This window comes from Sphingobacterium sp. DR205 (assembly GCF_011064245.1).
Lineage (GTDB): Bacteria > Bacteroidota > Bacteroidia > Sphingobacteriales > Sphingobacteriaceae > Sphingobacterium > Sphingobacterium athyrii.
Window position 1 is genome coordinate 2,863,648 of the sequence record NZ_CP049333.1, and the last position, 11,414, is coordinate 2,875,061.

The 11,414-nt window shown below is 40.7% G+C and carries 8 protein-coding genes and 1 tRNA gene; 1 reads left to right on the forward strand and 8 read right to left on the reverse strand.

The genetic code is table 11. The features are described 5' to 3' along the window. Nucleotides 1-24: 24 nt before the first annotated feature. The 7 genes from metI to G6053_RS12130 all read right to left on the reverse strand — a co-directional run bounded on the left by metI (nucleotide 25) and on the right by G6053_RS12130 (nucleotide 8,852). Complete coding sequence (metI, locus tag G6053_RS12100) at nucleotides 25-678, reverse strand: methionine ABC transporter permease MetI (protein WP_165306605.1); 654 nt, start codon at nucleotides 676-678, stop codon at nucleotides 25-27. Further along, on the reverse strand, nucleotides 671-1,690 hold the full coding sequence (locus G6053_RS12105; RefSeq protein ID WP_165306606.1) for a methionine ABC transporter ATP-binding protein: 1,020 nt from the start codon (nucleotides 1,688-1,690) through the stop codon (nucleotides 671-673). The genes metI and G6053_RS12105 overlap by 8 nt, the downstream gene beginning before the upstream one ends. 168 nt (nucleotides 1,691-1,858) lie before the next feature. Further along, nucleotides 1,859-2,719, reverse strand: coding sequence for a fumarylacetoacetate hydrolase family protein (locus G6053_RS12110; protein WP_165306607.1), 861 nt, complete (start codon nucleotides 2,717-2,719; stop codon nucleotides 1,859-1,861). 58 nt (nucleotides 2,720-2,777) lie between these two features. After that, nucleotides 2,778-3,710 (reverse strand): TIGR01777 family oxidoreductase, encoded by a 933-nt coding sequence (locus G6053_RS12115; protein ID WP_108631968.1) that lies wholly within the window; start codon nucleotides 3,708-3,710, stop codon nucleotides 2,778-2,780. Between the two features lie 286 nt (nucleotides 3,711-3,996). Further along, nucleotides 3,997-4,839 carry a DUF3347 domain-containing protein gene (locus G6053_RS12120; RefSeq protein WP_165306608.1) on the reverse strand — a complete coding sequence of 281 codons (843 nt, stop codon included), beginning with the start codon at nucleotides 4,837-4,839 and terminating at the stop codon, nucleotides 3,997-3,999. A gap of 714 nt (nucleotides 4,840-5,553) precedes the next feature. After that, nucleotides 5,554-7,929 (reverse strand): hypothetical protein, encoded by a 2,376-nt coding sequence (locus G6053_RS12125; RefSeq protein ID WP_108631966.1) that lies wholly within the window; start codon nucleotides 7,927-7,929, stop codon nucleotides 5,554-5,556. 53 nt (nucleotides 7,930-7,982) lie between these two features. Further along, on the reverse strand, nucleotides 7,983-8,852 hold the full coding sequence (locus G6053_RS12130; RefSeq protein ID WP_108631965.1) for an SH3 domain-containing protein: 870 nt from the start codon (nucleotides 8,850-8,852) through the stop codon (nucleotides 7,983-7,985). Between the two features lie 243 nt (nucleotides 8,853-9,095). Between G6053_RS12130 and G6053_RS12135 the strand changes: the two genes are divergently transcribed. Next, complete coding sequence (locus G6053_RS12135; protein WP_165306609.1) at nucleotides 9,096-11,111, forward strand: site-specific recombinase; 2,016 nt, start codon at nucleotides 9,096-9,098, stop codon at nucleotides 11,109-11,111. 104 nt (nucleotides 11,112-11,215) lie between these two features. Here the strand turns inward: G6053_RS12135 and G6053_RS12140 are convergent. Continuing rightward, nucleotides 11,216-11,305 (reverse strand) — tRNA-Ser (locus G6053_RS12140). Nucleotides 11,306-11,414: the final 109 nt, after the last annotated feature.

The following is an 11,414-nucleotide window of genomic DNA, read 5'->3' on the forward strand; positions in this document are numbered from 1 at the left end:
TGGTTTCATAAGATACAATTAATGTTAACGATGGTTTACTTTTTTTGATATGTAATCACCTGTATACTGTAACAGGAATACGATTAAAATTAATAAAATAAGAACAGAATTCATGATAAAGGTGTCATAACCTACATATCCATATTGATAGCCGATCTGTCCTAGTCCTCCGGCTCCAACGGCACCGCCCATTGCGGAATAACCTACAAGTGTAATTAAGGTGATCGTCGCATTGTTGACCAATGATGGGAGCGCCTCGGGGAGCAGCACTTTGAAGATAACCTGCTGTGTGCTTGCCCCCATGGCTCTGGCGGCTTCAATTAATCCGTTGGGAATCTCCAGTAAGCTGTTTTCCACCAATCGCGCAATAAATGGTGCTGCGCCAATACTTAAGGGTACCAATGCTGCCGACATACCTATTGATGTTCCTACAAGCTGACGTGTAAATGGGATCATCCAGACAATGAGAATAATGAATGGAATAGATCTAAACACGTTCACTAAGAGCGAAACAATCTGATGCATGGTTTTGTTTTCCAGCAGTTGATGTTTCCGTGTGAGGAATAGATAGATTCCAAGTGGAAGCCCGATTATAAATCCAAAAAAGCCCGACAGGAATGTCATCATGAGTGTTTCGAGCGTTCCTGATAAAAGTAAATCCAGTACTTGATCAGACATAACCTAATATTTTAGTTTGTGGATGCTGTTCTTTCAAATAAGAGAGACTTGCTGTTATATTTTCGATATCACCAGACAATTCAGCTAATATAACACCGAATTTCATGTCACCGACATAGTCGATCTGTGCGGTGATAATATTTGTTTTAACCTGAAATTGCTGTTCCAATTGTTGAATAAAAGGAATAGATTCTTCGCTCGATGTCATGTAGATCTCTACAAGAGGATTTCCCTGCTCTTTTAATCGCTCCTGAAAACCTAAAGGAATTTCAACCTGCAACGAGGACTGAATAAAATTTTTCGTAGTTTCCTGCAGCGGGTTTGCAAAAATCATTTCAACGGAACCACTTTCAATTAAAGTTCCATGATCCAGAACGGCGACTTGATCGCATATTCTTTTGATCACATCCATTTCATGGGTGATCAATAAGATGGTAAGTCCCAGTTGTTTATTAATTTGTTTTAATAAAGTAAGGATAGATTTGGTCGTTGCAGGATCCAATGCGCTGGTCGCTTCATCACAAAGCAGAATATGTGGATCATTGGCCAAAGCCCGTGCTATAGCAACCCGTTGTTTTTGTCCTCCGGATAAGTTAGCCGGATAGCTTTCGGCCTTGTCTTCCAAGCCTACCAAGTGCAGTAACTCGGAAACTTTTTGCCGGATAAACGTTTTTGATTTGCCTTCAAGCTGCAATGGAAAAGAGATGTTTTCAAAGACCGTTAGGGACGACAGTAAATTGAAATGCTGAAATATCATTCCAATTTTTCTCCTTTTCATCATTAAGACTTTGGGCGACATGGACATCAAGTCTTCATTTTCAATAATGACTTGGCCTGTATCCGGTCTTTCCAAAAGATTGACACAGCGGATCAGTGTACTTTTTCCGGCGCCGGAAGCTCCTATGACACCAAATATTTCTCCTTTACCGATGGTCAGCGAAAGGCTTTTCAATGCATCGATTCGTCTGGATTTGACCTGGAATGATTTAGATATGTTGTTTAGTTGAATCATTGACCCTCTAGGGATTTACGCATTTATGTTAACAAAGTGGATGTCGATATAAATGTACATAAATGCGGTTGATAAATTACAATGAAATGACGAAAAAAAATGGCAGTTGAGTCGGTCTTTCCATACTGCAGTTACGCTATGGAAAGACCGGTCTACAGGAACAAATTTCTAGGACAAGGAGTAAGCTGATACAACCTGTTTTCCAAATCCAAGTCCTTCTATTCCATATTCAATAATATCGCCATCGCGGAGGAATCGTTGTGGAGATTTTCCCATACCCGAACCTGCTGGCGACCCTGTTGAGATAATGTCACCGGGAAGGAGGGACATAAACTGGCTTAAATAAGATATTAATTTTGGTACACGGTATATAAAATCGCTTGTATTACCATCTTGCATCAGTTCACCGTTTAATTTAAGCCAAATTCTCATGTTATCTACATCTTGAATCTCATCTTTTGTGGCGATAAACGGACCTATAGGAGCGAAGGTGTCGCAACCCTTACCTTTGTCCCAGGTACCACCTCTTTCGATCTGAAACTCTCGTTCGGTCACATCGTTATGCAAGACATAACCAAATACATAATCCAGCGCTTCTTCTTCGCTGACATAAGATGCTTTCTTACCGATAACGATAGCAAGCTCAGTTTCCCAATCGGATTTCACGGAATTTTTAGGTAATGTAATACCATCGAAAGGTCCATTAAACGCAGAAACCGATTTCATGAATACAATAGGTTCTGCAGCTTGTTGCAAGTTGGTTTCCTTGACGTGATCGTCGAAGTTCAATCCAACACAAAGAATTTTGGAAGGAGTTTCTAAAGGAGTGCCGATACGTTCATTGACATCTATTTCTTTTAGGGTTTCACTGTTCTTTTCTACATATGCCTGAAGTTTCTCCAAATTTGCCGTATTTGCAAAGAAATCACGGTTATATTGAAAATTTCCTTCTGAAACATCATATTTCTTTTCATTCAAAATGACTCCCGCTTTTTCGGAGCCCTTTGCGCCATATCTAAAAATCTTCATAAGCCGCAAATATACGGATTTTGTCCCAAAAAGGGCCGAAATTAACGGGAATTAACAATTAACCAATGTGTAAATTATCTATACAATTATTGTCCAAAGTCGGATATTTAAACGGAAATTTCTCATCGAGGATCTTTTTGTTGCTCACCCAGGTTCCGTTGAGTACCATTTCCTGTCCTTTTTTTCCAAGAAATAGCTTAATCAAAAATGCTGGTACAGGAAAAGGGAGGTACAGTATGCCGTATCGTCGTCTTGCAATCCGTTTGGTGAATTGGCCAATCGGCATAGGTTCGGATGAACAGGCATTATAAACGCCGGCGACAGCGTTGTTTTGTATTGCAAATAGAAGCATTCGGGCAAGATCCTCCATGTGGATCCAGCTCAACATCTGTTTGCCTGATCCCAAAATGGGATTCAGCCGAAAACGTAACAACTGATTGATCTCTTTCAATAGACCCTGATCTTTACTGAGCACAACTCCGAATCGAAAGACGACGAGCCTTTTTCCGAGGGTTTCGATAGGTTTGACACTGCCTTCCCAAAGGTTGCAGACCCAGGATAAAAAATCGCCGCCCTGAGGATCACCTTCTTCAAACGGCTTTTTTTGATAACTGTCATCGGCTCCATACCACCCGATTGCTGATGCTGATATAACGGCCTTTACCTGGTTTGGAATCTGTTTTAATGTCTGATAAATCAGCTGCCCACTCTCTACGCGGCTGGATATAATTTCTTGTTGGTACGCTTTGCTCCATCGTGCGGCATTGAGATTGGCGCCAGCTAAATTGATGATGTAATCAGCTTCCTGGATTGATTTTATATCAATGATTTGCTTTTTCGGGTTCCAGTCGACATACCGGACGTTATGTTGTGTCGGATGAGCCTTTGGATCTCTCGTGAAGATGATTACTTCATAGAAATTGGCGACCAGCAACTTTGCTAAATGGAGGCCAATAGCACCTGTTCCTCCTGTAATAATTACTTTTTCCATGGATTAAATTTCATCTTATTTGATCACGATATCTTTATTATTTTCCTTAATTATCTTTTGTGTGCTTAGCCTGATACTCCTCCTAATATACTATTTTGAATCAATAAAAGAAGCTACAATTTAAGGTTTATCCTTTGAAATAATCTGTTTTTACGAATTTCGTTTGGTAATTTATATCCCGAGTCAAAATGGAGCAGCCAAATTGGAATATGTCATAAAAAAGGCCCGTCTGCATTGCGGACGAACCTTTGGTATAGAGACTGATCTCTTTGAGGTACTGGTCTCTTTATTGTATGGTTTGGATTGTACTTCCACAAGTTAGCATCTGGGCGCCATAGTATGGATTTTTGACGTCTTTATTGAGGCTTAACCAGGTTGCTCCTTTGCCGCCGTTAAACATGGGGCATTTTTGTTGATAAACCGGAAGTGCAGGTTTGGAACTTTTTGCCAACTTATAGACCTCTTCGGAGACCGAAACAAATGCCACACGTTGCTTTGCAAGATCTTTCGCCTCCTGGAGCGCCTTCGCATGCTGTGTTATGGCGTTTGCCTGTGCTTTCCAGGCTTGTTGCTCGGCGGCAGTTAAGTCATTCGATTTTAAGGCCGTTAGCAGACTTGAAAGTTTTGCAGCAGCAGTAGATACAGTCTTGTAATCGGAGGCAACCAGTGCATCTTTCAACTGGAAATACTGGTCATAAATCGTCTGGAAGCTACCCGCCTTAACGACAGATGTCAATCCACTGCTTTCTTCTTTGCTTTCAGGCGTATTTTCAGGATTGGCCGGTGGGGCACTTAAGGTTCTGTCATATTGACAACAGCCATGCAAGTCGGCATAGGTCGTTGCTGGCGCTAGGTATTTTTCATTGTCATAACCTGCCAATGCGACCTTTTTCAAAACAGCATCCAGCGAGGTTTTTTCTGCATTAAAAGAGATACTTGCGGTCTGGTTATCCTCGTTCCAATCTATTTTGGAGTCCGCAGAGTTTCCAGCTTTTTCTATTGTTTTTTTGCACATGCCGCAATTGCCACTGATTTTTACGGTTGGGGTTGTCATGGTAGTATGCTGACCATAAGTCGTTATGCTCACGCAGAGAAGGCCAGCTGTTATGATGTTATTTAGAATTCTCATGTATCCAATTTTTAAAATATTTTGTTGATTTAATGGACTTGTAACCGACTTTATCCGGTTCCCATTGGAGTTTTGAGATACATTTTTTTTGTCAATGTATGCCCCGATCTCCATTTTTAAGCTTAATAAGTTTGTGGTCAGCTTATTTTTGGCGGAACCCAAGGATAAAAGTAACCGTCCGAAAGGTAAACGGATAGCAAGCCGCGATATGATTTTTTTAAGAATGAAGAGCAAATTTTAGGAAGCTGTACGGGCACTGTCGAGACAGCCAATACACTTGTTACAGAAGCACAGTGGCAGCTACAGTCAGAACATTGCCTGCGGTGCTGGCACATGCTTTTCTCCTTACCTTGGAACTTTTTACAACAATTATTTTTTTTACTCCCAGATTCCGTACTGTCCATACGGCAAGTCTGAACTTTACTTTGATGACAGGGTAACGCAACTATTGGCTTGAACCATAAGCCAAGAAAGAGCAATAATCCGATTAGATGTTTCAGTCCGGTCACAATTCAAAGATAAGTTTTTTTGCATAAGTAATACATTCATTCTTATGTCTGTTCGAGCTTTTTCTTTCTATTCATACTAGTGTTGCTGCCGGGGAGAGGGGATACTGTATTGGGATTCCAGTTGTTCCGTAAAGTATAAAAGCGTAGCAGAAAGTTTTACTATCTACTACGCTTCTTTTCCTTTATTTAGGCTTTAAAGGTCCCGTTAGAATTTGAAATTCGATAAAAATCCGGGTTTCCTCCAGGTCTTTTTATATTCATCAGCCAACGGGCTATGATCGGAATAAGCCAGCACTTCGTTGAGCAGGCTATGGGCTTTTTTTAGGTTACCTGTTTTGTAATTGACTAGAGCTTCTGCTAGCTTTACCGACTCACAGTCATCATCATACCCCCATTCATGTTGTGTATATATTCCATTAAAGATCATTACACAACGACTTACTTCCGTTAGCTTGTTCTGCTCAGCATACAACAGGATTCCGAATTTAAGCCAGAGCACATAATCTTCCGGATCCATGACGGTTGCAACCCAACTGTCATGGCGTTGAAATACTTCTTCACCCGATCTAAATTCGGATAGGAAGTAATGCCCCTTTATAATCAAATACAAAGTCTTTGCTTTATCAAAGTCATCGATGATAAATTCCTTTTTATTTTTGAGGTATTTTTGTGCAGCAGCTATAATATCGCTATAGTCGGATATCTCATTGTATAGCTGCATGAGGATATACTGCGGTTGTGCTTCATGCGGATATTGCTGTGCCATACCTTCATAATAATGGATACGGTAATCACGATCGTTTGGCTCGAGGATATCATAAATAATGCCCTCCACACCATTTTTAGCGGCCTCAAAATCCCGGTAATGATAGTCGTTCAGGGTAGGATGGTTTATATAAAACTGATAAATGTGCTCGAGAAGATATTGTGCTTCTGCCTGTATATCGGGAGAAAGTCCCAGGTGATAATTCACTTCGAGCTGGTGGACAAACATTTGATAACAGCTGGGAAATACCAGATCTGAGTCTTCTTCAGTAGACTGTTCTTCCATTACCTCATCGCGCATTTCATTGAGGTCACTCAAAGTGACTTGGTATGTGTCGAAATATAGTACGAGGGCGTCTTTTAAGCGTTCATAATCCTTCAATTTCGACAATGCATCTGTTCTCGTCTGATGTAGTTCTTCAAAATCTGAGTAGTTTAATCCTTCAGTTGCGATTTGATAACTATCTTCGAGGAGATCCACATTCTTTAAAGCAATTGCCAGGTTATTGCAATTCATTGCACGATTGTGGCTTCCCCCGAAATAATCACTTTCATATTTTCCCGCCTCGAAATAAGCCGCAAATGCATCATAGGCTTGGCGATAAATAGCAAGGTATAGTTGTCGCAAGGCCAATGTATCTTCAGCTGACAGCGTATCCAACGCATCGACAAAGTCGGACAGATTAATCGCTTCATTATAGAGTTCGCGCGGGAGGTCTTCAAAAACCGGAATATGCGTATATATATCACCTGTCGTTAGGTAGGTACATTCCACAAGACGTCGCCAAGATGTCGCATTCCATTGGCGTTCTCCAGATTGTTGGAGATAAGGTAGAGCAGCTTCGTGCTGTCCATCGTCGTAAAGGTATGCGCCTGCAAAATGATAGCCAGCGTACAAGTCAGGGTATTGGTCAATCAGTTTTAATGCATGTAGGTAATAATAATCGAATGGTATACCGATATCTTCGGAATAATTACGTTCAATGATCAGCTGATAATAGAATACCTCAGGATTCTCATAACCGTCAGCGATCAGATCTTCAAAACGATTGTGCCATTTGACCAATTCGCGGTGGATATGTGCAGCTGAATTTTCGCCTTTAATAAGTTTTAATAATACCTTTAAAGCCAGGTCTATATCCTTGTTTTCATAAGCGATTTCAGCAAGGTCCACATACTGCATTTCATGACTGCTGACGAAACGGTCAAAATGCGTCCGGATTAATGCTGTTAATGCAGCTCCGGAAATTTGCTTTGTGCGGTCCAAGAGATATATTTTCTTCATCCAAAATAGGGAGAAATTATGATCTGCACTTTCCCGATCGTCTTTAAAAGCTTCGTTGAAATAATTGATCCCTTCGTCCAATACCGTCAACAAGGCTGCATCGTCCTGAAGTCCTTCATAAATATTCGCCAGAAAGCCATAACCATACGAAGTCATTTTTGGTATGGCGATCAACTGTTTTGCATAGCGAATAAACTGATCTTTGTTGTTCTCGTTGATGTGTTTCCTCGGGCGATTGATCAGAGCCAGTGAAGCCTCATTACTTAGGACGTAGTTGAGCAGATGGTAAAGGGTTGTTTCATTTTCAGGCTCCACGCTTAGTGCCTTCTGAAGATAAGGAATCATCTTCTCCTGGATGATATCAAAAACAGCTTCATGTCCTTCGTAGAATACCTGGTCGTGATACGCAACGGCAAGATGTGTCCAAAGCGGCACATCTCGGTTGTTTTGTCTTAATTGATTTTCACCTTCAATGATAAATAAATCCAGTTGTCCACTGTAAAATAAATCGTATATATTTTGCTCTTCCATTCCTTGCTTTTTTCTTTTGTTATTTTCCCTAATATGTTAAATTTTATTGAAAATTATTTCAACAGCGAGAGTTTTCTGAATTTATTGCCATCCCATTGAAAATGTTCTTCTCTTTTTGAAACACTATAGTTGGGGTCTTCCCGACTATCATCTTTTACTTCCCCTTGTTCGATGTATTTATAGATCAATTGGTTATTTTTTTTGTGTTCTGAAGGAAATAGGATCTTCTCGTCGTAATAGAAGACACCTGCATCAGCGACAGTATACCTGCTGGGTAAGTTGATTAATTTCCGGCCGGTCCAGGCAGTGTAATAATATTCAGTCGGAACGCCACATGCGCCCGAAAGAAACTCCATTCGTAAGATCTGTTTTACATTAGTTAAGCCCATGTCGGGTAACAATTTACTTTGGGAGTTCAGCTGGCCGGTAAATGCAAATGTGTAGGACTGGCTTGCGATTAGCGAGTCGCTCGTATTCAATATTTTTACTCTGGTTAAAAAATACGCAGTTTCTTCGTCATTTCCCTGTTTGATAAAGCGGTCAAAACCGTATAGGTATTGAAAACCTTCCTTGTCGACTTGCTTACCAAGCGCCAATAAGCCAAGCCAGATAAAACCTTGTTTAAGCTCGCCATTCTTCGTATAGCTGATCTGATACCAGGGGGCATAGAAATTTTTGATTGTGCAGCCTTTAAATGGATCGCTGGTGATGGTAACGGTTGCGCCATGGCTTAATGAATCTATTGCTTTTGAGCTGAGTCCTGGAGCGGAACGGATGTAGGCCTTTTCAACAAAAATAGTGGTGGTTTGCCCTTTCTGTATATTCCAAAGGTTAAAATCGTCGTCAAATGAGATGCCTTCCTGTCCTTTTAGCAGTATGGGCAATAAACTTATGCATACGAGTGTGAAATTTCTTAAATTCATCTTTGTCCTGTTTGCTGCTGCAAAAATAGAAGAATTTTTACGGAGGTTTATCACTGGTTTCAGGTATTTTCCTGCCTGCAACGCCGGTGGGAATAGCGACAGGGTATATGCTCCCTAATCTCCTTGTTTTGGAGCAAATAGATTGTATATTTTAAAACAATTTGGTACTAAATATGGTATCTTAAGACGTTAAAGTTTATACAGGCTATTCAAAGGGCCATTGAAAGCGAATAATAAGAATTTATGAGAAAAAAAATGGATCAGAAACAGCAAATGGCTGAATTGTTTGATCGCTATAAAAATAATCTGGATAATCCAGCGTTTGATGAAATTGAACTTTTGGTTTTAATTGTAGCCATTATTCGTCCAAAAAGAGTTCAGTTATTTTATCAGGTTGATATCCGGTTTTTTCTTGATTTTTTGCAGGAGTTGCCCGATACAAGGCGTCAATTTGTTCAGTATCTCAAACGTGTTCTCTGGCGGAGAGATTTTGATCAATTGGTGTCCGATACGGGAATTATTAGTTATGCCGACTTTATTTATGAACTCAAGAAGCGAATAACGGAGCGCTATCTGCCTTATCAACCGGCGAAGCCGACCTTACAATATTTACTGAACCAGGTGTTTTATACCGTGAAAGACGGAGATTGGGTGTCAACGATTCCTGCGGAGCAATTGCATGAGCTTTTTCGATTATGTGAATTCAATTCGATTTATGATGATGAGACGGATTTTGAAATGATAGAAATCTTATATGGCATAGAACTGCTGGTGCAACGTATCACGGGGCGTGCCATGGAAACTGATGTGAATAAAATGGTGCCTGAGTTTCAGAACTTCGATAGCCCATTTATCGCAATCATGCGGGAGTTTACTGAGTTAAATGATCGTATTTTACAGTCGGAGACAAAATACATTACATCTGAGGATCTTTCATACAAACAGTTGTTGGTGCTTCATAAGCAATGCGAAACATATATAGAAACGGCTTTTAGCAATTCACATCGTTTTGGTATTTCTATCAAAGTGAATCAATCCTTATTGCGAATTCGTCAACAGCTGGAGCGCATCAAGGAGATGCTCTCTTTTTTGGTGATTGATACGGAATCCCAAAAAGCAGATAAAAGCATTGAATTGGCGAAGACGCTGATTGGATATAATTCCAGAAAAAGCAATATCCGTAAATTAATAGGGCAGAGCACGCAGTTGCTGGCCTATGAAATTACGCATCATACAGCGCAGACGGGGGAACACTATATTACATCGACCCATCGGGAGTATTGGAAGATGTTTCGTTCTGCCTGCGGCGGCGGTGTAATTGTGGGGGCGATGTGTATCGTAAAACTATTGTTGGGAAAAGTGGAGACAAGCGAATTCGGACATGCGTTTTTGTATAGCTTGAATTATGCGATCGGTTTTACGATGATCTATCTTTTTGGTGCGACCTTGGCGACGAAGCAGCCGGCGATGACAGCCTCATCGCTGGTGAACGCGATCGAACAGGGGGCTTCTGATCAAGGTGCAGACAGACACCGTTATTGGATTTTTGCGCAATTTTTTGCACGTTTATTTCGTTCGCAGTTTATCGCTTTCGTTGGTAATGTGGTTATGGCATTTCCCATTAGTCTGTTGTTAATTTGGGGAATAGAGCAGCTGTCAGGTGTAAATATAGCAAGTGCAAAATGGCTACATCTGGTCGACGATTTAAACCCGACGAAGACTCCCGTTATCTTGCATGCTTCTATTGCGGGTGTATTTTTATTTCTGTCGGGGATTATCGCTGGAAGTATTTCAAATCGAGATAAACATAATTCTGTTTACTACAGAATTCAGGAGCATCCCTTGTTGAAAAAGATATTTGGGAAAACGAAGACGGACAAGATAGCCTCTTTTTATGAGAAGAAATGGGCTGGTATCGTTTCCAATCTCTGGTTTGGTGTTTTTATGGGGTCAACTGCTTCGATCGGGATGTTTCTTGGTCTGAATTTGGATATTCGACATATCACTTTTGCGAGCGGGAATCTGGCGCTTGGTCTATTTGGGCATCATATGGAGCTGTCCACGGATATTTGGATATGGGGAATTTTGGGTATCGGTATAATTGGACTTTTTAATTTTCTGGTAAGCTTTGGTTTATCATTGGTGCTCGCGTTCCGTTCGCGAAACCTGTCGTCTAAGGAGCTGGCGAAAATGGCCAAGGCGGTATGGATTTATTTTAAGATGAATCCAAAATCTTTTTTCTTTCCACCTAAAAAATAACTAGCCAGTTGTTGGAGGTTCTTTGGCGGTTGCGGGAAGAAGGGATTTAGGGAATTGCACTTAAATTAAAAAAGCTCAACATTAGCTGAGCTTTTTTAAAGTCTTGGCGGAAGAGGCGGGATTCGAACCCGCGGTACCGTTTCCAGTACGACAGTTTAGCAAACTGTTCCTTTCGGCCACTCAGGCACCCTTCCGTGTTTTGACATTGCAAACATAAGGCAATTATTTGAATCTGCAAAGCCTAAATATCAAAAAAAATGCAAAAAAAACGTAACGTTACAATAAGCATTTGAATTTCAATTT

Coding starts and splice junctions, on each gene's coding strand:
- G6053_RS12115 (WP_108631968.1), bottom strand. CDS start 3,710: ATGGAAAAAGTAATTATTACAGGAGGAACAGGTGCTATTGGCCTCCAT.
- G6053_RS12120 (WP_165306608.1), bottom strand. CDS start 4,839: ATGAGAATTCTAAATAACATCATAACAGCTGGCCTTCTCTGCGTGAGC.
- G6053_RS12130 (WP_108631965.1), bottom strand. CDS start 8,852: ATGAATTTAAGAAATTTCACACTCGTATGCATAAGTTTATTGCCCATA.
- G6053_RS12110 (WP_165306607.1), bottom strand. CDS start 2,719: ATGAAGATTTTTAGATATGGCGCAAAGGGCTCCGAAAAAGCGGGAGTC.
- G6053_RS12135 (WP_165306609.1), top strand. CDS start 9,096: ATGAGAAAAAAAATGGATCAGAAACAGCAAATGGCTGAATTGTTTGAT.
- metI (WP_165306605.1), bottom strand. CDS start 678: ATGTCTGATCAAGTACTGGATTTACTTTTATCAGGAACGCTCGAAACA.
- G6053_RS12105 (WP_165306606.1), bottom strand. CDS start 1,690: ATGATTCAACTAAACAACATATCTAAATCATTCCAGGTCAAATCCAGA.
- G6053_RS12125 (WP_108631966.1), bottom strand. CDS start 7,929: ATGGAAGAGCAAAATATATACGATTTATTTTACAGTGGACAACTGGAT.